We start from the raw sequence: 26,409 nt of genomic DNA, 5'->3' as shown, positions 1-26,409 counted from the left end.
TTTTGATGTACATGCCTAGTTTACATCTGTTATATATATGATGTATAATTAATATGTATGTCTAAAATAACAAAGTCTAACTTAATAACCTATAATATGACTTTGTTAAAATAGTATAATAAATTCAATAATCTGATATTTACAACATGCAGGTTGTTTAAATTATCATAAAAGAGAGGACGATGAATATGAAATTAGGTATAGTTGGTTTACCAAATGTTGGTAAAAGTACACTATTTAACGCAATAACTCAAGCAGGTGCAGAATCTGCAAACTACCCTTTCTGTACAATAGAGCCAAATGTTGGTGTTGTGGCTGTTCCAGATGAAAGATTAGATAAATTAAAAGAGTTATATGATTCTAAAAAAATAGTTCCTACTGCAATAGAATTCTGTGATATAGCAGGTCTTGTTAGAGGAGCTTCTAAAGGTGAAGGACTTGGAAATAAATTTTTATCTCATATAAGAGAAGTTGATGCTATAGTTCACGTTGTTAGATGTTTTGAAGATCCTAACGTTGTTCACGTTGATGGAAGCGTTGATCCACTTAGAGATATAGAAACTATAAACTTAGAGTTAATATTCTCTGATATAGAAATATTAGATAGAAGAATACAAAAAACTCAAAAAGCTGCTAAAGCAGATAAGTCTTTAGTTTCTGAATTAGAGTTTTTAAATGCTATAAAAGCAACTTTAGAAGATGGTAAGTGTGTTAGAACTATGGATTTCACTGAAGATGAGCAAACTTTTGTTAACTCATTAAACTTACTTACTTCAAAGCCAGTAATATATGCTACAAACGTAAGTGAAGATGATTTAGCTGATGAAGCTGCAAACAATCCATACGTAAATAAAGTTAGAGAATTTGCTGCTACTGAAAATGCTGAAGTTGTTGTTGTTTGTGCTCAAATAGAAGCAGAAATATCTGAACTTGACACTGATGAAGAAAAGAAAGAATTCTTAGAAACTTTAGGTTTAGAACAATCTGGTCTAGATAAATTAATAAAATCTTCTTATGCTTTACTTGGACTTGTTTCTTACTTAACTGCTGGTCCTCAAGAAGTTAGAGCTTGGACTATAAAAGTTGGTACTAAAGCACCTCAAGCTGGTGGAAAGATACACTCTGATATAGAAAGAGGATTCATACGTGCAGAAACTATAGCATTTGAAGATCTAGCTCAAGTTGGAACTATGACTGCTGCTAAAGAAAAAGGATTAGTTAGACTTGAAGGTAAAGATTATGTAGTTAAAGATGGAGATGTTATATTATTTAGATTTAACGTATAATAAATAATTTTAAGTATCTATAAATTTTTATATTTATAGATACTTTTTTACTTAATAATTGATTATAATCTATAGATTATAATGACAATAACATATTTGGTAAAAGTAAAAAAGAATTTTGGGGTAATAGATAAAATCGTTGACGACATAAGCTAAGCGAATTTTTTATTGCCAGTAACTTTCTAAGCAAAATAATTAATTTACTTTAATTAAATAGGTAAATCAAGTAATCTAAAATATAAAAAAGAGCTACCAATTAAGGTAACTCTTTTTTATATTTTATTAAGCATTTTTCTTTATATCCATATTAGCAAATTTTTGTTTATTTACTAAGAATAATCCAAATAATACTAATGCAACTACTACTCCTACTCCATTTGATAATGTAGCATTTAATCTAAATCCTTCTGGAGCTTGTAATATATATGACATACATACTGATGTCATAAATGTTGCTGGTACTAAAGTTATCCAGTAATTAACATTGTTCTTTATTAAATACACTGTAGCTGTCCATAAGAATATTGTAGCTAATGTTTGGTTAGACCAAGCAAAATACCTCCATATTATGTTAAAGTCTATTGTAGTTAAGAATATACATACTATGAATAATGGTATAGCTATCTTAAATCTACTCATAAATGTATCTTGCTTTATATTAAATGAATCTGCTATTGTAAGTCTTGCACTTCTAAATGCTGTATCTCCACTTGTTATAGGACAAGCGACAACCCCAAGTACTGCAAGTATTGAACCAACTTGACCTAATAATGACTTAGATATTAATCCAACAACTCCTGACTGACCACCAAATTCAGCTAATGCTGCTTGTAGCGATAAACTATCTCCAAAGAATGCTATTGAAACTGCACACCATACTAATGCAACTATACCTTCAACAACCATTGCTCCATAGAATACTTTTTTACTTTCTCTTTCGTTGTTTATACATCTAGCCATCATAGGTGACTGAGTCGCATGGAATCCTGATATCGCCCCACAAGCTATTGTTACGAATAAGAATGGGAATAAAGATAATCCATCTGGATGCATATTTTGTAAAGTTAATTCTGGCATTACCATAGTTCCATTCATGTTACCTATTATCATAGCTCCTGCTAATCCTATAGCCATAAATAATAAAGCTGCTCCAAATAATGGGTATATCTTACCTATAACCTTATCAACTGGTAAAACAGTCGCAGCTATATAGTATATTATTATTAGTACTATCCATACTATTTGATCTACACCTGTCATAGATTTTAAAAGACCTGCTGGTGATGTAACGAAAACTGTACCAACTAATATAAGAAGTATTACTGAGAATACTCTCATTACTGTTTTCATCTTTCCACCTAAGTATATACCAACTATTTCAGAAACTGACATACCATCATGCTTCATTGATATAACCCCTGAGAAGAAATCGTGAACTCCTCCTGCAAATATAGTACCAAACGTTATCCATAAAAATGCTACTGGACCAAATAATGCCCCCATTATAGCACCAAATATAGGACCTGTTCCTGCTATATTTAAAAATTGTATTAAAAATACCTTGTACCAAGGCATTGGAATATAGTCTATTCCATCTTGTAATCTTACTGCTGGAGTTTGATTATTATCACTTAACTTAACCATTTTGTCTACATAAGTTCCGTAAGTGAAGTATCCAACGATAAGTATTGCTAAGCATACTAAAAATGTTATCATACCTTTTCTCCTTTTTAAAACTTTATTTTTTAAGTTTTTGTATTAATTATTCCAAGGATATAATAACGTTTTTTTGACTTTTAAAGATATATTTTTACATGAAATGCATAAATAATAACATAAAATACAATTATATATGCATAATTTTTCTAAATTCTTTTATATTACTTCTGCTCACAGGTATCTCTGTATCTATATCTTTTAGTTTTAACTTATATGTACTATTAAACCATGGTATTATTTCTTTTATCTTATGTACATTTACAATAAAAGATCTATGCGTCTTAAAGAATAATTCTTTTCCTAGGTTTTTTTCAAAATCTTTTATACATCCCTTTACTATGTATTCATTATCTTTTGTAAATACTATAGTTTCTCTTTCTCTTGCCTCACAATAATATATATCATATATATTAACTACTATTAACTTATCATTTTTCCATAAGCTAACACTAGATAGATTTTTCTTGTTTTCATTTTTTACTTTTTTAGACACATCAATACTTTCATCTGCTATATCACTCTTTTCAAGTTTTTTTAACATAGATACAATTCTATCATCTGAGTATGGCTTTAATATATAATCAAAAGCTTCTAATTCAAATGCATCTACTGCATGTTCTTTGTAAGCTGTTATAAAAACTATTTTTGGGCTTTTTTTAAATTGTCTTACTGTTTTTGCCAGTAGCATACCATCTAGCATAGGTATATTTATATCTAAAAATATTACATCTACACTATTTTCTTGTATAAATTTTAGTACATCTACTCCATTATCAAACTCATTTATCACTTCTATATTGCTAAAATTATTTATAAAATATTTTAGTTCTTCTCTTGCTGGAAACTCATCTTCAACTATTATAGCTTTCATCTAGCATCCCCTTTCTATACTTTAAATTCTATCTTAGTTCCTGGGTTTAACCTCTTTATATCTAAGCCATGTCCATATATTAACTTAAGTCTTAAGTGAACATTATAAAGACCTATCTTATTTTCTGGCATATTATTATTATAAACTCTATTAATTATCTCTTGATCTATAGTTAATCCGTCATTTTCTACCCATATGTTAACTTTTTCTTTTTTCTTTTTAACTCCTATTACTACTACGCCATGTCCTCCATTTTTTCTTATTCCATGTATAATTGCATTTTCTACTAGAGGTTGTATTATAAGGCTTGGTATCTTCACTTGTATATCATCATCTATATCATAAATAACATTTAGTTTATCTCCAAATCGTGCTTTTTCTATTTCTACATAAGCTTTTACTTGTTCTAATTCTTTATTTATATCAATAAGATTGTCTGTAACTTCTAGATTATATCTCATATAAGTAGAAAGATTTATAATAAGCTTTCTTGCTTTATCTGGATCAATTCTTATAAAAGATGTTATAGTATTTAATGCATTAAATAAAAAGTGAGGATTTATTTGGGTTTGTAGAGCTTTTATTTCTGCTTTATTTTTAGCCTCTTTCATTTTTTCAATCTTTGATACTTCCATTAATGTAGATATCATTTGAGATAATCCTATGGCTAGCGCTTTTTTTGAATGGCTCATATCATATTGCTCTGTATAATATATTTTTAGACTTCCTATTACTTTATTGGATTCAGTTAAAGGTATTATCATGACTGTTTTTAAATTTACTTTCTCACTTACAGAATACCCTTCATTTTCTACTTTTATATTTAATATTTTATTTTTTTCCATAGATTCTTTGGTTATATCACTAAGACCTGTAGATCTATTAAATATTTCTTCTCCTATTCCTACATAGGCTAATACTTTTTCTCTATCTGTTATTGCTACTGAATCTGAGTTAATTTCATCTTTTATTATTTGACATATAATTCTTAAGGAATCTTTATTTATAGACCTAAAGTAAGGTAGTGTCTTATTTGCTATATCTAGCGCTAACTTTGATTGAAATGCTGCTACTTCATCCTTTTCTTTTTTTATAGCTTGTACAATAGATACTAAAAAACCTATACCAATTTGACCTACTATCATTGGTATATATATTTTATGTATAATATTTACTGCTACATCATGTGGCTTTGAAATCAAATATATTAACAACATAGTAAAACTTTCTGATATTACACCACATAAAATACCATATATCCATCTATATTTATCATCTATTCTTTTGTAAAAATATCCCGATATAATTCCTGCAAATATACTAGATATAAAACATGGAAAAGAGGTTATGCCATGTATATCTATTATATATCTATGAGCACCTGATATTACACCCGATACTATACCAACTAAAGGTCCAAATAATACACCTCCAGATACTATGGCTATTATTCGAGTATTGGCAAGAGAACCTTGTACACTTATTCCATTGTAAGTACCAAGTATTGCTAATAAACTAAATATAATAGATATCATCATTAAATCTTTAGCTTTGTATTTTTCTTTTTGAAATATGTACTTAAACCCCTTTATCTTAGTTATCATTATAAATAAAACTATTATTAAGCTTGATTTTTCTAGTAATGATAAAAATATTTTCCCTTCATTCATGAAATTTCTCCATTTTTTTAATTTTAGTATAGACACTAAAAAGAGAAGTATTAAACTTCCCTTCTTAGTTTCTTTAATTATAAGGATTCTGCCATAATTTTTCTACTTTCCATTACCTTGGCTGCTGCTTTTTTAGCTATTTCTGTTTCACTAAAAGGTACTCTTTCACCTTTTATAAGTTGATATTCTTCATGTCCTTTTCCCGCAAAGACTATCATATCTCCTTCTTTAGCTATATCTATAGCTTTTATTATGGCTTCTTCTCTATCTGGCACTTTTATATACTCACATTTTGAACCTTCAAATGACTTAGCTATATCATTTATTACATCCATTGGATCTTCAAAATCTGGGTTATCTCCTGTTAATATACATAAGTCACATTCTCTAGATGCAACATCTCCAAGTTCTTTTCTTCTTAACTTAGTTCTTCCTCCAACTGATCCAAATAAACATATTAATCTATTGTGATCATATTTTTTAAGAGTTTGAAGTATATTTTCTAAACTAACTCCATTATGAGCATAATCTATTATTACTGTTGCATAATCAAGTACAGGAAGTACTTCAACTCTACCTTTCACTTTAGCATTTTTAAGGGCATCTAACATTAATCTTTGGTCTATCTTTAAATATCTACAAACTGATATAACTGCTAGTGCATTGTATATACTAAAAGTACCTGGTGAACATATATATGCATTAAATATATCATCTTTAGTTTCTACATCAAAGCTTGTCCCTAATGAATCTAGTTCTCTAGAATACTTTATATTTTTAGCTTTTAAATCTGCATCTTCCTCTATCCCAAAAGTTTCTATATGACAAGTTGCATGTTTTATTATGTCTTTAGCATGCTTATCATCTATATTTATTATTCCATGGTCACATAATGTAAATAATTTAGCCTTACACTCTAAGTAATGTTCAAATGTTGGATGTTCTTTTGGCCCTATGTGGTCTGGAGATAAATTCGAGAATATTCCTATATCAAAGTTTACATCTTCAACTCTATTCATCATTATTCCACCAGAAGAAACTTCCATAGATACACATTTAACACCTTCATCTAGCATAGTTCTAAATATTCGGTGTAATTCATAACTTTCAGGAGTTGTATTAACTGTTTTTTCACTCTTACCATTGTAGAAAGTTCCATTAGTTCCTATAACCCCTGTGTTTATTCCAGCTTTGTTTAATACTTCACTTATATAATTAGTTATAGTTGTCTTTCCTTTAGTTCCTGTCACACCTATTACTTTTAATTCTCTTGATGGATTACCAAAGTAATTTGATGACATATTTGATAGTGCTATCCTACTATCTTTTACAAATAGCTTTATAGCATCTTCTCCTAATTCTACATCATCTTGTAGTATAAATACTCTTGTTCCTCTTTTATATGCATCTTTAGCATATTTGTGACCATCTACAGTCTCACCCTTTATCGCTACAAATATATATCCGTCTTCACATTTGGAAGAGTTGTATGCTATGTCTTTTATTTCTGTATTTTCTATTTCATTCCAAGGCTTTTGAGAGGTAAATTCTACCCCATTCATAACTTCTAATAATTTCATCTTTAGCCCTCCTAATAAGTCTTCTTATCTATGTAAGTATAGCACAATATTGAGTTTTTTGATAAAAAAAATTATTGTTATACATATAACTTTTTATACAATTTTATACCTTTTATAAGACTTTAATGATTTAAGATACTAATTTTTATTATCTTTATAAAAGCAGAGTAGTATATACCACTCTGCTTTCTTTGTTTTTAGTCTTTAAATTATATATAAAGCTTATTTTAAGCTTCCTTAACTTTTTTACCACTATTTTCTATAGACTTTCTAGCTAAAACTTCTAGCGAATCTATATAAAATTTACCATCTAAATTGTTGTCATTTTTAAGTATTGAAAGCTCTGTACATCCTAGTATAACTCCATCACAATCATTTGACTTTAGATAGTCAATAATAGCATCGAATTTATTCATATTTGCAGGCTTTCCACTTTTTATATCATTGTAGATTATACTCATTACATCACTTTGTCTATCTTCATCTAGTGTTAAATAGTCTATTTCATATTTTTCACACATATTCTGATATAACTTAGTTTTTATATTTCCAGTTGTAGCTAATATACCTAATTTTTTGTGTCCATTTTCTTTAGCATGTTTTACAGTCTCTTCTATTATATTTACAACAGGTATATTTACACTTTCTGAAATTTCTTTATAGAAATAATGTGCTGTATTACAAGTTATCACTATAAAATCTGAGCCACATGCCTCTAACCTTTTACTGTCTTTTATAAGAACATCTACTGGAGAATCTTCACTTTCTCCTATTATGTATGCGGTTCTATCAGGAGTAGTAGCTCGGTTAGTTATTATCATATCAACATGATCTTGATCAGACTTTGCATCTGTTAATCTCACTACCATGTCAAAAAAGTAAACCGTGGCCATAGGTCCTAATCCACCAATAACTCCAACTGTCTTGTTCATAATAATCTCACCAATCTATTTACAATATTTTTTGAACTTTCTCATTTGGTTTATGTTATATAATAATATATATAAACTTCTTTTAAAGTTTCCTTTTAAGTCTTTGTCATATCCAAATGAAGTTGCACTTTTTCCTTGTGCTACTAATGATTTAGCTTTATTTACTAAAGCTTGATCTTTAACATATTTATAAACTACATTCTTTGGTATAACATGCCAGAAGAATGGATCTTTTTGTATTTTTAAATCTAATTCTTTGTTATATACTCTGTCTTCTACAACATATCTAGCTATGTTGTTTCCTGAACTAGTTACATAGTAGTTACTTCTACCTTGTCTTAAGTTTATTTCAAACACTTTATAAGTGTTATCTCTACTATCAAACTTTATATCAAAGTTAGAGAATCCTGTATAATTTATATCCTCTAAAAATGCCTTAAACTTTTCCATTAAGTCTTTATCATATTCTGTTATTATAGCAGCATGATTTCCTATTCCTTTTGGAGTATGCTCTTCTAATAATACATGTCCTAAACACATCATTTTAACTTTACCATGTTGATCAGAATAGCAAGTTAAAACTCTCATATGTGAATCATCCCCTGGTATAAAGTCTTGTATTATTAAGTTTTTGTCATACTTACCAGCATATATTGAGTTCGTTATTTCTTTGAACTCTGTTTCATTTTGTGCTATATAAGCTTTTTTCATTCCTTCAAATGGGAATTGCCAATATAATACACTGTCAGAAGGTTTTATTATAACTGGATACTTAAATCCAAAGTCTTTTATTTCATCACCTTTTGAATATATGAAAGTCTTAGGATAGTCTAATCCTTTTTCTTCACACATTTTATAGAATAATTCTTTTTCTATTAACTTATCTTTTAATTCCTTGCCTATATATGGAACTATGTACTTTTCTTTAAGTATATCTCTATGGTCTATTATTAATTCTGCATATTCATCAGTACATCCCATTATTATTAGCTTTTTATTAGGTGCAGCTAATTCATCTGCAGTTTTAAGTAATACATCTATAAACTCTTTTTCTTCTGTTATTCTTTCGTCTATTCTAAAATCTATTATGTTACTATCTTTTGTCGCCCCTAATGCATATCTACCAAAAGCTATAGACTTAACTCCATAAGCTTCATGGTATGCTCTTGCTACTGAGTAGCAATTTATATCACCACCAACCAATACTGGTTGTATTATTATATTATCCACACTTTCCACCTCGTTTAAGAATTTCATTTGTAGTTAAATTCATCTTATTAATTATACTTGATTTACATTATTATGTCAAAATTCTAGTTACTTCAATCTATTTGCAAAAAATACCATACTAAATTTTATTTCAAATGTCGTTTTACTTATTTTTTTCTTAATATTGTCAAATTTAGCTTAAATATTTAAGAATATCATTTTAGTATAAAAAGCTAGTTATAAAATTTTATAACTAGCTTTTTTATTAACTATTTAACTATACTTACTCTATTTTTTTCCTTAGCTTTTATAGGACCTTCTTTTATAGATATCTTTTCATCTGGTCCTAAATTAGTAAATACTACTGGACTTATTGTTGATGTTGCATTTTTCTCGATATAATCTAAATCCATTTTTACTAGTTTATCTCCAGCTTTAACTTTTTGTCCAACTTCAACAAATACTTCAAAGCCTTTACCTTCTAATTTAACGGTTTCTATTCCTAAATGTATAAGCACTTCTCTTCCATTTTCTGATTCTATTATCACTGCATGTTTCGTTGGGAATACGACTCCTACTGTACCATTTACTGGAGAATATATTTCTCCATCATTAGATTTTATAGCAAATCCATCTCCCATTAATCTAGTTGAGAATACTTCATCTGGAACTTGTGATATATCCATTAATTCACCATTCACTAAAGATATTATTTCTTCCCCTGTAGAAGTTAATTCTACTTCATCTTTAGCCTTAGGCTTATCTTCTTTTACTTCAGCCTTTTTGATTTCACCTTTTTTAGGTGCATTAACTTTTACTTTTCCAGATATTATTTCATTTATTTCTGATTTTAATGTATCTGATTTTGGCCCAAATATAGCTTGTACATTGTTACCAACTACCATAACACCTGCAGCTCCAAGTTCTTTAAGTCTTGCTTGGTCTACTTTATTTATATCTTCAACAGCTACTCTAAGTCTTGTTATACAAGCATCTAAACTTTTTAAGTTTTCTTTGTTTCCTAATGCTTCTAGTATACCTACTGCTAATTCACTGTTGTTTAATGTTGTATTTGTGCTGTCTTCACTCTCATCTTCTCTACCTGGAGTCTTTAAATTAAACTTAGTTATTAAGAATCTAAATCCGAAATAGTAAACTACTGCAAATACTGCACCAACTAGTATTACTAAATACCATGGCGTTCTATTTGGTAATACTCCAAATAGTAAGAAGTCAAATAACCCACCTGAGAATGTCATACCTATTTTAACATTTAGTATTTGCATTACAGCAAATGATAAACCAGCAAATAAGCAGTGTACTGCAAATAATCCTGGTGCAACGAATAAAAATGCAAACTCTAATGGTTCAGTTATACCTGTTAAGAAAGATGTAAGTGCTGCTGATGCCATTATACCTGCAACATACTTTCTCTTTTCTGGCTTAGCTGTATGAATCATTGCAAGTGCAGCTGCTGGAAGTCCAAACATCATAAATGGGAACTTACCTGTCATAAATGTACCTGCTGTAAATGCTACACCATCTTTAAGTTGAGCAAAGAATATACTTTGGTCACCCATTACTAAGTTTCCTGCTTTATCTATGTATTCACCAAATTGATACCAGAAAGGATTATAGAACACGTGATGTAATCCAAAAGGTATTAATGCTCTTTCTATTATACCAAATACAAATGCTGCTAATGTTATGTTAGCTTCTATTACTGTTCTTGAGAAGTTTAATAATGCATTTTGTATAGGTGGCCATATAAATGATAAGGCTATACCTATTAATATAGCTGATGCTGCTGTAACTATTGGAACAAATCTCTTACCTGCAAAGAATCCTAAGTATTGAGGTAATTCTATTTTATAGAACTTCTTATAAAGTCCTGCTGCAATTATACCAATTATGATACCACCAAAAACTCCTGTTTGAAGAGTTGGTATACCAACAGTTGTTGTATACATTGGGTTACCCATCATATCTGGTGTTACACCAGTCATTATACCCATAGATGTATTCATTATTAAGAAACCAACTATTGCAGCTAGTCCTGCAACACCTTCACCTTCAGTTAATCCAACTGCCACCCCAACGGCAAATAGTAAAGGTAAGTTATCAAATATTATTCCTCCAGACCTTTCCATTATATTTATTATAAGTGGAAAAGCTCCCGTTGATAAAAACGGCATTTTTTCAACTAATGCCGGGTTAGCTAATGCATTACTTACACCTAGTAATATACCTGCTGCTGGAAGTAATGCAACTGGTAGCATTAAAGCTTTCCCTACTTTTTGTAAGACACCAAATATCTTTTTCATAATACCTCTCCTTTATATTTTTAATTTTAGAAAGTTTTAATTTTCATTGATTAAATAAAAAAGACTTAAATCTATAAAAATAACTTAAAGATAAATTATTGCAAATCCAATCAATATTATTATGTATATATTGATTGTAATTATTACATAAATTTAACTTATTATTACTTTTATAAACTTAAGTCTTGCCTGCTCAACCAGTAACAATCTTATTGTTTATACTTTCTATTTAATATATATATTATTAAAGGTTTAACCTTATAATATTTTACTTTATAGCTGCTATTACTCTATTTATATGTAGTGTAAGATATAAAAGCTCATCTTCTGTAACTATATACTCATGATTATCTTCTATATATTTTTTAATCTTACAAGAACAATTATATGGTTTTTCATATTGAATTTTTATAATTTCTAAAAGTTCATTGTCATTATTTTCTACTTGTTCTTTTTTTATAAGTCGTTTTGCAAAGAATTTTAAATGAGTTACTAATCTATCATAGTTAAAATCATCTTCTTTAAATTCTACTGAATAATAATATCTTATAATATTTAGTATTTCTTTTACTATCTTAGTCATTAAAAATGATTCTTTAGTGCTTTCTTTATAATTTGCATTTATAATATGCATAGCTATAAATGCTGCTTCATCCTTTGTGAAATTTACATTAAATTCTTTGTTTATATAATCTATTGCCCACATTCCTATTTGGAATTCTTTTTTATGAATCCTTTTTATTTCATAAAGTAAATCATTTTTAATTTCTATATTTTGATTATACCTTTTAATTGCAAATGATATATGATCTGCTAGTGCTACATATATATAATCGTCTAGTTCTGCATTTAAATTTTGTTTTGCATATTCTATTATCTTAGAAGTTACATTAAATATATCTTCATCTACTTCAGTAGCTATCCTAGTTATCTTTTTAGCCAAGTTTTCATCTTCCATAACAAATTTCTTTTCAATTTTTTCTTGGTCTACTTTTTCTCCAACCTTTTTTTTAAATCCAATTCCACATCCAGTGAGTACTAGTTCTTTATTAGTTTCATCATCTACAACCAATACTACATTGTTATTGTATATTTTTTGAATTAGCATATATACTCACCTCTATTCTTTAGATCAATCATTTTTAAATAAACTTAGTTTAAATTTTAGTTGTTTTTTATATATATTTTTACCTTAATTATTTTTTAACAAAATATATGTATAAATACAAAATACCTAAATTAAGACACTAAAATAAAGTCTCAACTTAGGTATTGCCTGCTCTATCAGTAACAATCCAAAGTATTGATAAGTAAATATTTGTATATTTTTATTCAAGTTTTATTTATATTATAATTTTATAATAGGTATTTAATTCTGTCAAGAATTTTAGGAAAACATTTATTTTTCTTTAATTAATCCTTTTCTATAAGCTAATAAAAGTAACTTTAAGTCTTTTACTTCTTGTTCTAATATTTTACCTGCATCAGTATCTCTTACTGTTTTACGTTTTGCTTTATGTTCTACTACTTCTGTAGTTGATAGTATATCACTTTCTTTTTTTATAGCATCTTCTGCTGATGTAAAAGGTTGGTGTGAAACTAATTGTAAACTATGAGAATTATATATTAAAGTATAACCTGCAAGTCCTGTTTTATTTTGGTATGCCCTTGAAAAGCCACCATCTATGACTAGTATTTTTCCGTTTGCCTTTATAGGACTTTCACCATTTTTACTTTCTACAGGAACATGACCATTTATAATATGGCTATCTGTTAGGTCTAAGTTAAATTCTTCAAATATCTTTTCACACATCTTTTCATCTTCTCTTAATTTGAAATATGGATTTTTATTTTCCTTGTGACTTTCTTTCTCCGCTATAAAATATCTTTCAAAAGTAGTCATGTCATCTTTACCAAATAATGATGAACACTTTCCTGTCCAAAGATACCACATCATGTCCATTCCATATTGCTTTTGAGTTGTATTTTCTTTAAAGAAATATCCTTCTCTAGATATAGCTTCCATCTTATCCATTAAAGCTTTACCCTTATATTCTTTACCCTGTATTTTCATAGACATAAAGCTCTTGTCTTCATTTAAAGGTACACATCCATGTATTAGTAAGTTAGAGTTTGCTGTTAAGTATATACTTCCTTTTGAGAATAAAAAAGAAATATGTTTTTGAAGTTTTTCGCTATTTTTAAAAGATGATACTAATTTTTCTATAACTTCATTTTCTTCTTTGCTTAACTCATATGGGTTATTTTTGTTTATAGTTGGGAAATTAGAATCCTTTAATTTATATACTTTACCCTTTAATTTAATAGTATTTTCTTCATAGTTTATATTATTAAGTAAAAGTCTATGCTGCATCTCAAACTCAGGCCTTCTATTTATAACTTCTCCTTCTAACTTAAACTGTATAATACTTATTGCCTTGTGCATTTTAGCTATTAATGATTTTTCTTTTGTTGATACATTTTGATCACTAATTTTTGGAATAAAACAATGGCAAGGGTCATCCTTATAAGTTTCCATAGCAAAAGTAGCAAGAGGAAGTAAATTTATTCCATATATATCTTCTATTATATCTAGATTTGCATATCTAGCTGATATCCTAAGAGCATTTGCTATACAAGTTTTTTCTCCACTTGCAGCACCCATCCAAAGTATATCATGATTTCCCCATTGTATATCCACTGAATGATAATCCATTAAAGTATCTATTACTACGTCTGGTCTTGGTCCTCTATCGTATATATCTCCTAATATATGAAGTCTATCTACTACTAGTTTTTGTATAACTTTAGATATAGCTATTATAAATTCTTTTGCTCTATCAGTCTCTATTATTGTATCTACAATACTTTGGTAATAACATTGTTTATGCTTTATATCTATAGATTCATGAAGTAATTCTTCTATTATATACTTAAAATCTTCTGGTAATAATTTCCTTACTTTTGATCTAGTGTATTTACTAGATGCATATTTACAAAGTTCAACTAATCTATATATATTTATTCTATAAAAATCTTCTAGATTTTCTTCTTTCTTTATTATCAAATCTAGTTTTTGCTCTGGATAGTATACTAAAGTAGCTAATGCTTTTTTCTCATTTTCTCTCATAGTATTTGAAAATAGTTCTTCTATCTTTCTTTTTATGACTCCAGAGCCATTTTTTAAAACATGAACAAAAGGCTCATATTCTCCATGTATATCTGTTATAAAGTGTTCCGTTCCTTTAGGCAAGTTAAGTATTGCCTCTAGGTTTATTATTTCAGTACTTGCTTTTGATATGCTTGGATATTGTTTTGATAGTAGTTTTAAATATTTTAACTCATTTTCTAATGGTCTCAACTTCTAATCCTCCAAACTTAAATAATTATATATTTATTGTATCACATTTATAATTAGTATACACTATTTAAGTTTATTATTATCACATAATAAGTCAAATACTTAATTAACTATCTTCATATCTCCTGTATAAATATCTATTTCATGAACTCCTATACTTTTTTTATGACTGTGTTCTTCATCATTTATAGTTATAAAAAGTTCAACCTTGTACTTGTCTCCAACTTTTTTTATATCATCTTTATTTACAGTTACAAGATCTCCATATTCTGCTTTTATTATATTCACAGCAGTTTCCTTTGATATTGGGTTAATCTCTTTATTGTAAGTTTTATCTGTAAAATAAACTCCGTCTTTTTCATCTTTTTTACTTGCTATAATTATTGATATTATTATAGCTATTATTAATAGCATTCCTATAATTATTTTCTTTTTCATTAAACTCTCACTTTCTTGAATTATTAGCTTACACATTATATCGCAAATCTTATTTATAATCTATATTTTAATATACGTATTAATTTAGTAAAGCTTAATAAAAAGATAGGACAAGCTCTCAACAAAACTTATCCTATCTTTTTATATATTTCAATCTATTTTATGGAGTATGTTCATTTACATTTACTATAGCCTAACTTTATGAATATTTTATGAATGTTTTATGTTTTTATGCTTTTTTGTATTTAATAAGCTATAAATATATATTTAAACTAAAAAATTCACTTAAGTTATGTATAATAAAACACTATTATATAAAAAAGGATGTACTCTAAAAGTACATCCTTTATATTAAACTATATTTATTAGCATTGTTCAGCTAATCTCTTATAGTTGTTGTATCTTTCATTAGCATTTTCTTCAGCCATAGTGAATAATTCATCAGCTACGTCTGGGAATTGCTTAGCTATTGCAGCGTATCTTACTTGACCCATTAAGAACTCTCTGAAGCTTTCAGTTGGCTCTTTAGAATCTAATGTGAATGGATTCTTACCTTGAGCTTTTAATGTTGGGTTGAATCTGTATAAGTGCCAGTAACCAGCTTTAACAGCTTTTTCTATGTTAGCTTGAGCTCTACCCATACCTTCTTTTATACCATGAGATATACATGGAGAGTAAGCTATTATTAATGATGGTCCATCATAAGCTTCTGCTTCTATTACAGCCTTCATTAATTGGTTCTTATCTGCACCCATACCAACTTGTGCAACATATACGTTTCCGTAACTCATTGCCATCATACCTAAGTCTTTCTTCTTAGATCTCTTACCAGCTGCAGCGAACTTAGCCATTGCAGATATTGGAGTAGATTTAGAAGCTTGACCTCCTGTATTTGAATATATTTCTGTATCAAATACTAGTACGTTTACATTTTCACCTGAAGCAAGTACGTGGTCAAGTCCACCGTAACCGATGTCATAAGCCCATCCGTCTCCTCCAAGTATCCATTGAGATCTCTTAACTAGGTAATCTTTTCTTTCTTCTATTTCATTAACTAAAGCTTTTATTTCAGCATTTTCTATATTGTGAGCATTAGCTAATACATCTAATACTTTTTGGCTTGCTACTTTTGAAGCTTCTCCATCTTCTTTAGCATCTAACCAAGCAGTAAATGCTTCTCTAGCTGCATCACATATATCCATTGTTAATAATGTTTCCATGTTTTCAGCTATTTTGTTTCTCATTTGTTTAACTGCTAACATCATTCCATATCCGAATTCAGCATTGTCTTCGAATAATGAGTTTGCCCAAGATGGACCTTTACCTTCATGGTTAACAGTGTATGGAGTTGATGGAGCTGATCCTCCCCAGATTGATGAACATCCAGTAGCATTTGCTATCATCATTCTATCTCCGAATAATTGAGTAACTAACTTGATGTATGGAGTTTCTCCACATCCAGCACAAGCACCTGAGAATTCCATTAATGGTTGTCTGAATTGACTTCCTTTAACAGTGTTAGGAGCCATTACATCATCTTTAGGAGCAACCTTTGTAGTATCTACAGCGAATGCCCAGTTTTCTATTTCAACTTCTTGAGTATCAAGAGGTTTCATGAATAATGCTTTACCTTTAGCTGGACATATGTCAGCACAGTTTCCACATCCTGTACAGTCAAGTGGACTTACTTGCATTCTGTATTGTAATCCTTCAAATCCTTTACCAATTGCTTTTTTAGTATTGAAGTTTTCTGGAGCATTAGCCATTTCTTCTTCAGTTACTAATACTGGTCTTATACATGCATGAGGACATACATAAGCACATTGGTTACATTGTATACAGTTGTTTACATCCCACTCAGGAACATTTACTGCTACTCCACGTTTTTCGTAAGCTGCAGTACCACATGGGAATGTACCATCTTCTATTCCATCAAATGCACTTATTGGTAAACTATCACCTTCTTGAGCATTCATTGGTCTTACTATATTTTTTATGAATTCTGGTTCGTCGCAGTTTGTTGTTTCTGCACTTTCAACAGCTTGATTCCAAGCAGCTGGAACTTCTATTTTAACTAATGCATTCATACCAGCTTCAACAGCTTCAAAGTTCATGTTAACGACTTTTTCACCTTTTTTACCGTAAGCTTTCTTTATAGAATCTTTTAGGTATTGGCTAGCTTCTTCTTGAGGTATTATCTCAGCTAACTTGAAGAATGCTGATTGCATTATCATGTTTATTCTATTTCCAAGACCTATTTCTTGAGCTATCTTAGTAGCATTTACAGTGTAGAAGTTTATTTCATTTTCAGCTATGAATCTCTTCATTTTTGCTGGTAAATGAGTTTCTAACTCTTCTGGTGACCATATTGTATTTAATACGAATGTTCCACCTTTTTTAAGTCCTTTTAATAAATCATATTGGTTAACATATGATTGGTTGTGACAAGCTATGTAGTCAGCTTCATCTATTAAATAAGTAGATCTTATTGGAGCATCTCCAAATCTTAAGTGAGACATTGTTATACCACCAGACTTCTTAGAGTCATAAGCAAAGTAAGCTTGAGCATACTTTTCAGTGTTGTCTCCTATTATTTTTATAGCTTGTTTGTTAGCCCCAACTGTACCGTCAGATCCTAATCCCCAGAACTTACATCTTATAGTTCCTGGTGTAGCTATTTTGATAGGTTCAGATGGCTCTAATGAAGTATTAGTAACGTCATCTACTATACCTACAGTGAAGTTGTTCTTAGGATTTTCAGAAGTTAAGTTATCAAATATAGTTTTTATATCTGATGGAGTAACATCTTTTGATCCTAATCCGTATCTTCCTCCTATTATCATTGGAGCATTTTCAGCTCCGTAGAATGCACTACGTACGTCTAAGTATAATGGCTCTCCTATAGCACCTGGCTCTTTAGTTCTATCCATTACACATATTCTTTCAGCAGTTGCTGGTATTTTTTCTAATAAATGCTTAGTAGAGAATGGTCTGAATAAGTGAACCTTAACTAAACCGTATTTTCCACCTTGAGCATTTAAGTAATCTATTGTTTCTTCTATAGCCTCTGTAGCAGATCCCATAGCTATTAATACATACTTAGCATCTTGTGCTCCGTAGTAATCAAATAGTCCATGTTCTCTTCCAGTTAATTCGCTCATTTGCTTCATGTATTTTTCAACTATTCCAACTATGTTGTTGTAATATTTATTTGAAGCTTCTCTTGTTTGGAAGTATATATCAGGGTTTTGAGCAGTACCACGAGTAACAGGATGATTTGGAGATAAAGCTCTGTTTCTGAACTCTTCTACTGCTTCTTTGTTTATTAATTTTTCATAATCTTCAGTGTCTAATAACTCAACTTTTTGTATTTCGTGAGATGTTCTGAATCCATCGAAGAAATGTATGAAAGGTAATCTTCCTTCTATTGCAGCTAAGTGTGCAACTGGTGCTATATCAGCAACTTCTTGAACAGAACCTGATGCTAACATTACACATCCAGTTTGTCTAGCTGACATAACGTCTTGATGATCCCCAAATATAGATAATGCTTGAGCTGCTAATGCACGAGCACTTACGTGGAATACCCCTGGAAGTAATTCCCCAGCAACTTTATACATATTAGGTATCATTAATAATAAACCTTGAGATGCAGTGAAAGTTGTTGTTAATGCACCAGCTTGTAATGAACCGTGGAATGCTCCAGCAGCTCCTGCTTCTGATTGCATTTCTACAACACTTACTTTTTGTCCGAACATATTCTTTCTGCCTTGTGCCGACCATTCGTCAACTACTTCAGCCATGTTTGAAGACGGAGTTATTGGATATATAGCAGCAACATCAGTGAATGCATAAGCAACATGAGCAGCAGCTGTATTTCCGTCAACTGTTTTCATAAATTTAGCCATAATTGTATCCTCCTCGTATATTACTCTTATGTACTTACATTTTATAAGTATTTTGTATTGTAGAAACAATGTACAAGGTTATACAACATTGCACATTGTTTCCCCCCAATACTATATTATTACATAATTCTAAATATTACATAATAAACAAAATATTCTTTATGTTTTGTAAAATTCCTTTATTTTGCTTAAAGGAAAAATCTATATGTTTATTAAAATAATATCCATATGTTTAATTATAAGTTTCTTTTACTCTTTCATTTATACCCACGATTTTGTAGATTAAACAAGAAATTTGTATTTTTTCTAATAATCGCTTTTTATAGAATTTTCCCCAGTAACTATGGCTATTGATGCACTTGCACCTATTCTTGATGCCCCAGCTTCTATTACAGCTTTTGCATCTTCAGCAGTTCTAACACCACCTGATGCTTTAACTCCTATATTTTCTCCAACAGTTTCTCTCATAAGTTTTATGTCAGCTGGAGTTGATCCACCTGTTCCAAATCCTGTTGAAGTTTTTACATAGTCAGTTCCTGCTTTAACTGCAAGTTCACAAGCTTTAACTTTTTCTTCATCTGTTAAGTAACAAGTTTCTATTATTACTTTAACTAAAGCTTCTTTATTAGCTGCATCTACTACTGCTTTTATATCTTCATATACTAAGTCGTAGTTTTTATCTTTTAATGCACCTATATTTATAACCATATCTACTTCGTCTGCACCTTTAGCTATAGCATCTCTTGTTTCAAACGCTTTAACTTCTTTAGTGTTAGCTCCTAAAGGGAAACCTATTACTGTACAAACTTTTACATCGCTTCCTTCTAATTCTTTTTTAGCAAGCTCTATGTTAGTTGGATTTATACAAACTGAAAAGAATCCATATTCTTTTGCTTCATTACAAACCTTTATTACTTCTTCTTTTGTAGTTACAGCTTTTAATACTGTATGGTCTATCATTTTTGCTATTTTACTCATTTCAAATTCTCCTTTTTTCTACACAAATATTTATATTATTCCATATTATGTTAGCATATTATGAGCATCATATAAACTTATTTTTTCCTTAGAACAATTTAAAATTCATAACTCTTTAATTTCAATCTGTATTTTGTATCCAGCTCACATATATAATCATATCTATATAGTTTTTGTTTAACAAGTAGGCACTTTATTTATATATAGTTTCAAAAAATATATACAGTACCTAAAAATATATATGGTATCAAAAAATATACTGTAAGGTTTTTACAATAATCTATTTATGATATAATAAATAGGTCTTCATTTTTAGAATTTTGAAACAGTACTTTTTTAATCTCATATATAGAAATTATATCTCCCCCATTTAAAATGAATGTAATTTCTTATTTTGATATAAAAAGTCTTAAGTTAGATATTTCATAGAAATACTTTATGATAAGTCTATATGACTATATTTTAATATTTTTTAGAAGTTTTTCTATGCTATTTATATAGAAAGAGGTGTATATATGATTCATACTCAATGTCACATGAGTCATAGATGTGCAAAATTTGAAACTTGCCCTATGACTTTATTTCATAAATTAGTTTCCGGTAAATGGAAAATTTTAATACTTTGGTATCTAAGTAGTGGTCCCCTTAGATTTAGTGAGATAAAAAGAAAGCTTCCTGATGTTACTCAAAAAATGCTTACAAACCAACTTAGAAGTTTAGAAGATGATGGACTAGTTCATAGAGAGGTGTATCCTGTTATACCTCCTAAAGTCGAGTATAGTTTGACAGATCTTGGAGAAAAATTACTTCCCCTTCTTGAGCAGATGTACGAATATGGAGTGGAATATTCAAAAGCTATGAAAATATCTGCTACTAAGTAGATTTTTAATAAATACATAAATAATAAACTATATAACTAAAAAGGTAATCTCAATTTTGAGATTACCTTTTATTTATAATATAAACTAAAATTATTCAGCTATTAATTCTACCATATCTCCGTTTCTAACTGCTGCAGCGTTTCCTTCTTCAACGTCTACGTGCATTTCTAAAGCGAAGTTTGCATTAGCTCTTACTAATACATTTTCAAATACAACAGCTCTTGGTCCGAAAGTTCTAACTTTTACTATTTGCTTATCTTCTACACCGAAGTTTTTAGCATCTTCTAAGCTCATATGTATATGTCTAGATGCTACTATAACACCTTCTTGTAATTCAACTTCTCCAGCTGGTCCTACTAATTTAACACCAGGAGTTCCTGCTATATCTCCAGATTCTTTTATTGGAGCTTTTACACCTAAAGCAAATCCATCTGCTAAAGATATTTCAACTTGAGTGCTAGGTCTAGCTGGTCCTAAAACTCTAACTCCTTTTATAGTTCCTTTTGGTCCTACTAAATCAACCTTTTCTTCACATGCATATTGTCCTGGCTGAGATAATGGCTTGAAATGAGTTAACTCATGTCCTGCTCCGAATAATGTTTCTATATCAGCTTGACTTAAATGAACGTGTCTGTTTGATAAAGCTATTGGTAATTTCATAAAAAACCCTCCTACATAAATTTTGTATACAACATCCAATTATACATAAATTTTTTAATTAAATCAAATTCTTTTCTCAAAATTTGATAATTTTCTTAATATTATTTCTACTGAAATATTAGAAAACCCTTTTATTTTCATTCATAATTAGTATTTCAACTTTTACTTATCTTATTATAATTTTTTATTTATTTTAACCATATTAATATTAACTTTAAATATTAGTTTATATAAAAATTTTATATTGATAGTTTTTTTAATAAGTCAAAGTAACCAGGGAAAGATATATCTATACACTCTTTGTCATCTAATACTATATCTGTATCACAGATTAAATTAGCTATTGAAAATGCCATGGCTATTCTATGGTCTTTAAAAGTAGTTATACTAGCTCCATTTAGCTTAGTTTTTCCTTTTATAACCATTCCATCTTCTAGTTCTTCTATATCTGCACCCATTAATTTTAAGTTATCTACTACAGATTTTATTCTGTTACTCTCTTTTACTTTTAATTCTTTTGCATCTTTTATTATAGTTGTTCCTTCTGCTTGCGTTGCAAGTACTGCTATAACTGGTATTTCATCTATAAGCCTTGGTATTATAGTTTTATCTATTGTTGTAGCATTTAAATCTTTGCTGTACTTTACTAATAAATCTCCAACTAGCTCTCCTCCAACGAATCTTTGATTTATTATTTCTATATTTCCATTCATATTTTTAACAACATCTATTATTCCAGTTCTAGTTTTGTTTAGTCCAACATTTTTAATTAAAACCTCTGAGCCTTTAGTTATTAAAGCTCCTACTATTATAAATGCTGCTGAAGATATATCTCCTGGTACATATATATCTTGATTAAATAACTCTTTAACTGGATTTATAGTTATATCTAAATCATTTACATTTATGTCAGCTCCAAATGATTTAAGCATTATTTCTGTATGGTTTCTACTTTTAACTTTTTCTCTTATTATACTTTGTGAATCTGCATATAAGCTTGCAAGTATCAAAGCTGATTTAACTTGTGCTGATGCTACTGGCATATTATAGTCAATTCCTTTTAAGTTCCCTCCATATATTTTTATAGGAGTATAGTTTGCATCGTCTTTTCCTTCTATTTTGCATCCCATCATTCTTAAAGGATCTGTAACTCTTTTCATAGGTCTTTTTCCTATTGATTCATCTCCAATAAGTGTTGCATCAAAGTTATTTCCTGCTAGTATTCCACTTAATAGTCTTATTGTAGTTCCAGAGTTTCCTACGTCTAGTAAATCTTTAGGTGCCTTTAGACCATATAGACCATTTCCTTTTACAAAAACTTCATTTCCTTTTATGTCTATGTCTACTCCCATTTTCTTAAAGCAAGATATTGTGCTTAAGCAGTCTTGCCCCATTAAAAAGTTGCTTATTTTATTATGTCCTTTTGATATTGATGAAAACATTATGGCTCTATGGGATATAGATTTATCCCCTATAAGTTCAAAACTTCCTCTAAGCATTCTGACTCTCCCTTATTATATTAAGTATTTTTTCTTCATCTATATTATCCATTAAACTTACTTTTCCTAGTTCTGTTGGAAGTATTAAGTTTATTTTACCAAAGCTATTTTTCTTATCACTCTTCATTATGTATAGTATCTCTTTTGCAATATGATCTTTATCCATATTTTCATTTAAATCATATTTTAAAGGTAGTTTGTATAAATTTATAACTCTTATAAATTTATCATAATACTCTTTGGATATTAATTTTTCATCTAATGAAAGTTTAAATGCCATAGCCATACCTATACTTACAGCCTTACCATGGCTAATTTTTAATAGTTTTTCTACTCCATGTCCAAAGGTATGTCCAAAATTTAGTATTTTTCTAAGTCCACCTTCTTTTTCATCATTAGATACTACTTCTACCTTTATACCTGCGCATTTTTTTACTATATAGTATAAGTATTTTTCTTCCTTATTTAATATAGATTCACTATTTTCTATTAGATAATCTAGAAATTCATAATCATATATTGCACTATACTTTATAACCTCTGCCATACCACTTATAAATTCTTCTTCACTTAAACTTTTTAAAGAATTCACATTTATATAAGTAAGTTTTGGTTGATAAAAACTTCCCATTATATTTTTAAAATTGCCTAGATTTATACCTGTTTTTCCACCTATAGAAGAGTCGACTTGAGCAAGTAAACTTGTAGGAACTTGTATAATGTCAATTCCTCTCATATAAGTAGATGCTATAAACCCTGCAAGGTCTCCTACTACTCCACCTCCTAAGGCTAATATTAAAGATTTTCTAGATAAATTTATTCTTATACAGTAGTTCATTATTTCCTCATAAACATCTAAAGATTTAGATTGTTCTCCTGGTGACACTATATATTCATATATGTACTTAGCTTTTATAGAACTTGTAAATTCTTTCATCATATGTTTATATACATTATCATCACTTATTATAAGTACTTTGTCGTATATATCATTTAAATCTATATCAGCTTTTATTAAACCTTTATTTATATCATTTGAGTTTACTAATTTTACAGCTTCATTAAAGGATTTATAATCTTTATCTATTACTACACTACAAATAGCAGTTTCTATCTTTTCCATCCTCTTTCACCTAACCTTTTTATGTATGAATTATAATTTGATTTTAAGTCATTTAAGTTGTCTCCACCTATTTTTTCTAGGAAGTGATTACATATAACAAAAGCTACTACATTTTCACAAACTACACTGCAAGCAGGAACAGCACAATTATCTGAACGTTCAATACTTGCACTATAACTTTCCAGTGTATTTATATTTATAGAATTTAATGGTTTATATAATGTAGGTATTGGCTTCATTGCACATCTTATTATAATCTCTTCTCCTGTAGTCATTCCACCTTCTATTCCACCTAGTCTATTTGTAGCTCTTTTTATACCTTCATTTTTGTCATAGCTTATTTCATCCATAACACAAGACCCTGCTAAAGAGCTAACATCAAATCCAATTCCTATTTCTACTCCTTTTATGGCTTGAATAGCCATTAAATGCATAGCAAGTTGTCCATCTATTTTCTTATCAAACTGAGTATATGAACCTAGCCCAGGAATAATATTTTTTACTCTTATTTCTACAACTCCACCTAATGTATCACCTTCTGATTTCGCTTTATCTATTCTTTCTATGATTTTTTCTTCTAGGTTTTTATTTACACATCTTATTTGACTAGTATCTACATTTTCCTTTATATAATCAAATTCATATAAATTTTTATCTTCTACACCACCAATATTTACTACATGAGATGTAAATTCTACATTAAAATTTTTAAGTATTTGCTTGCATATAGCACCTACAGCTACTCTACTTGCAGTTTCTCTGGCACTAGACCTTTCAAGTACATTTCTAGCATCTTTAAAGTCGTATTTTAAGCAACCTACCAGGTCTGCATGTCCTGGTCTTACATTACTTACTTTTCTAGTCTCTAAATCAACTTCCTCCATTGGATTCATGTACTTTGTCCAATTTTCATAATCTTTATTTTTTATTTCTATAGATATAGGTCCACCTAGGGTTTTTTTACCTCTAACTCCACCTAATATATTTATTTTATCTCTTTCTATTTGCATTCTGCCGCCACGACCGTAGCCACCTTGTCTTTTTTTAAGCTCCTTGTTTATTTCTTCAAAATCAAGTTCTATATTAGCTGGTACTCCATCTAGTATAGATATTAAGCTTTGCCCATGAGATTCTCCACTTGTTAAATACCTTAGCATATCATTCTCCTTGTTAAACTTCATTTATTATATATATTGTATAATATTATTTAAGTAAAATACTCTAATTTAAATATTTTTTTATATTATGTTTTATTCTAACTTTTTTGGGTATACATATAATTAGATTTCTAATTTTATATTTTTATTATTTGATTTTCTAAATATATTTACAATCAAAAGAAGCTTGATTAATCAAGCTTCTTTACATCACATATATAATTTTTTATTGCCTTATCTAGTTCATTTTTAAAGTGTTGATTTTCACTATACCCTAATTTATCTGTACTATTTAAGTAAATATTATATTTTAATTTATTGTTTACACTTTTAAAGAAAAAATCCATGACTATTTGGCCACCCATAAATTGAGTTTCATATGGTGTTGAACCTCCAACAGCTATGTACATTCCTATACGAGTCTTATCTCTATCTATTGATGGCTTATTAAGAATATACTTACTTGCATATATAGCCTGAGTTCTATCTACTACTGTTTTTAATTTAGCAGATACGCAATCAAAATGTACAGGGCTTATTACTATAACTCCTTTGGCTTTATCAAACATTTTATACATAGGGGTCATATCATCATTAAATTTGCAATAACCTGTTTTTTCGCAAAATCCACAAGCAGTACAATACTCAATATTCATATCATATATGTTAAATATTTCGTAAGTTATATTATTTTCTTCTAGTTTAGAACTTATTTCCTTAGATATCGAAAAACAATTTTTATTTTTTCTTGGGCTTCCATTTATTATTAATATTTCTTTAAACATTAATTATCCCCCTTTATCTTTTAGTTAT

At 29.1% G+C, this 26,409-nt stretch carries 19 protein-coding genes; 2 read left to right on the top strand and 17 right to left on the bottom strand.

Annotation, left to right across the window (positions count from 1 at the left end; translation table 11 throughout):
• Window positions 1-188 precede the first annotated feature (188 nt).
• On the top strand, window positions 189-1,286 hold the full coding sequence (ychF, locus tag I4U66_RS03555; RefSeq protein WP_092924126.1) for a redox-regulated ATPase YchF: 1,098 nt from the start codon (window positions 189-191) through the stop codon (window positions 1,284-1,286).
• Window positions 1,287-1,568: 282 nt separating this feature from the next.
• On the opposite strand, the gene I4U66_RS03550 is transcribed toward ychF, so the two are convergent.
• From I4U66_RS03550 to deoC, 12 genes are all read right to left on the bottom strand, one after another.
• Complete coding sequence (locus tag I4U66_RS03550) at window positions 1,569-3,002, bottom strand: carbon starvation CstA family protein (protein WP_092924123.1); 1,434 nt, start codon at window positions 3,000-3,002, stop codon at window positions 1,569-1,571.
• 130 nt (window positions 3,003-3,132) lie between these two features.
• On the bottom strand, window positions 3,133-3,876 hold the full coding sequence (locus I4U66_RS03545) for a LytR/AlgR family response regulator transcription factor (RefSeq protein WP_092924120.1): 744 nt from the start codon (window positions 3,874-3,876) through the stop codon (window positions 3,133-3,135).
• 14 nt (window positions 3,877-3,890) lie between these two features.
• Entirely contained in the window at window positions 3,891-5,546 is a 1,656-nt protein-coding gene (locus I4U66_RS03540) for a LytS/YhcK type 5TM receptor domain-containing protein (protein WP_092924117.1), read from the bottom strand.
• 77 nt (window positions 5,547-5,623) lie between these two features.
• A complete protein-coding gene (locus tag I4U66_RS03535) occupies window positions 5,624-7,126 on the bottom strand; it encodes a UDP-N-acetylmuramoyl-L-alanyl-D-glutamate--2,6-diaminopimelate ligase (protein ID WP_195928496.1) in 1,503 nt (500 codons plus the stop codon).
• A gap of 227 nt (window positions 7,127-7,353) precedes the next feature.
• Window positions 7,354-8,058, bottom strand: coding sequence for an aspartate/glutamate racemase family protein (locus I4U66_RS03530; protein ID WP_176579615.1), 705 nt, complete (start codon window positions 8,056-8,058; stop codon window positions 7,354-7,356).
• 15 nt (window positions 8,059-8,073) lie between these two features.
• On the bottom strand, window positions 8,074-9,288 hold the full coding sequence (locus I4U66_RS03525; protein WP_092924108.1) for a carboxylate--amine ligase: 1,215 nt from the start codon (window positions 9,286-9,288) through the stop codon (window positions 8,074-8,076).
• Window positions 9,289-9,536: 248 nt separating this feature from the next.
• Window positions 9,537-11,591: a glucose-specific PTS transporter subunit IIBC gene (gene ptsG, locus I4U66_RS03520; RefSeq protein ID WP_207743614.1), complete on the bottom strand. Its 2,055-nt coding sequence runs from the start codon at window positions 11,589-11,591 to the stop codon at window positions 9,537-9,539.
• 268 nt (window positions 11,592-11,859) lie between these two features.
• Window positions 11,860-12,699 (bottom strand): BglG family transcription antiterminator LicT, encoded by an 840-nt coding sequence (gene licT, locus I4U66_RS03515; RefSeq protein WP_092924102.1) that lies wholly within the window; start codon window positions 12,697-12,699, stop codon window positions 11,860-11,862.
• A gap of 291 nt (window positions 12,700-12,990) precedes the next feature.
• A complete protein-coding gene (locus I4U66_RS03510; protein WP_092924100.1) occupies window positions 12,991-14,952 on the bottom strand; it encodes a fructose-1,6-bisphosphatase in 1,962 nt (653 codons plus the stop codon).
• 102 nt (window positions 14,953-15,054) lie between these two features.
• On the bottom strand, window positions 15,055-15,390 hold the full coding sequence (locus I4U66_RS03505) for a hypothetical protein (RefSeq protein ID WP_195237189.1): 336 nt from the start codon (window positions 15,388-15,390) through the stop codon (window positions 15,055-15,057).
• A gap of 365 nt (window positions 15,391-15,755) precedes the next feature.
• Window positions 15,756-19,298: a pyruvate:ferredoxin (flavodoxin) oxidoreductase gene (gene nifJ / locus I4U66_RS03500; RefSeq protein WP_092924094.1), complete on the bottom strand. Its 3,543-nt coding sequence runs from the start codon at window positions 19,296-19,298 to the stop codon at window positions 15,756-15,758.
• 306 nt (window positions 19,299-19,604) lie between these two features.
• The gene (gene deoC, locus I4U66_RS03495) at window positions 19,605-20,276 is read right to left on the bottom strand and encodes a deoxyribose-phosphate aldolase (RefSeq protein WP_195237188.1); all 672 of its coding nucleotides are present in this window, start codon (window positions 20,274-20,276) and stop codon (window positions 19,605-19,607) included.
• A gap of 515 nt (window positions 20,277-20,791) precedes the next feature.
• Here deoC and I4U66_RS03490 point away from each other — a divergent pair.
• Window positions 20,792-21,157 (top strand): winged helix-turn-helix transcriptional regulator, encoded by a 366-nt coding sequence (locus I4U66_RS03490; protein WP_330405527.1) that lies wholly within the window; start codon window positions 20,792-20,794, stop codon window positions 21,155-21,157.
• Between the two features lie 90 nt (window positions 21,158-21,247).
• Here I4U66_RS03490 and pduL read toward each other — a convergent pair whose 3' ends face one another.
• The 5 genes from pduL to I4U66_RS03465 all read right to left on the bottom strand — a co-directional run bounded on the left by pduL (window position 21,248) and on the right by I4U66_RS03465 (window position 26,381).
• Window positions 21,248-21,817 carry a phosphate propanoyltransferase gene (gene pduL / locus I4U66_RS03485; RefSeq protein ID WP_092924088.1) on the bottom strand — a complete coding sequence of 190 codons (570 nt, stop codon included), beginning with the start codon at window positions 21,815-21,817 and terminating at the stop codon, window positions 21,248-21,250.
• 239 nt (window positions 21,818-22,056) lie between these two features.
• On the bottom strand, window positions 22,057-23,316 hold the full coding sequence (gene aroA / locus I4U66_RS03480; protein WP_195928495.1) for a 3-phosphoshikimate 1-carboxyvinyltransferase: 1,260 nt from the start codon (window positions 23,314-23,316) through the stop codon (window positions 22,057-22,059).
• Window positions 23,309-24,439, bottom strand: a complete 1,131-nt coding sequence (gene aroB, locus I4U66_RS03475) for a 3-dehydroquinate synthase (protein ID WP_092924082.1) — start codon at window positions 24,437-24,439, stop codon at window positions 23,309-23,311. The genes aroA and aroB overlap by 8 nt, the downstream gene beginning before the upstream one ends.
• Window positions 24,427-25,596 carry a chorismate synthase gene (gene aroC, locus I4U66_RS03470; RefSeq protein ID WP_195928494.1) on the bottom strand — a complete coding sequence of 390 codons (1,170 nt, stop codon included), beginning with the start codon at window positions 25,594-25,596 and terminating at the stop codon, window positions 24,427-24,429. The genes aroB and aroC overlap by 13 nt, the downstream gene beginning before the upstream one ends.
• Before the next feature lie 191 nt (window positions 25,597-25,787).
• Complete coding sequence (locus I4U66_RS03465; protein WP_092924077.1) at window positions 25,788-26,381, bottom strand: flavodoxin family protein; 594 nt, start codon at window positions 26,379-26,381, stop codon at window positions 25,788-25,790.
• Between the last annotated feature and the right edge of the window lie 28 nt (window positions 26,382-26,409).

This window comes from Romboutsia sp. D33t1_170424_H2 (assembly GCF_015669105.1).
Classification (GTDB): Bacteria; Bacillota; Clostridia; order Peptostreptococcales; family Peptostreptococcaceae; genus Romboutsia_C; species Romboutsia_C hominis.
The sequence above is the reverse complement of the archived record's forward strand: the minus strand, read 5'-3'. Positions and strand labels throughout refer to the sequence as shown.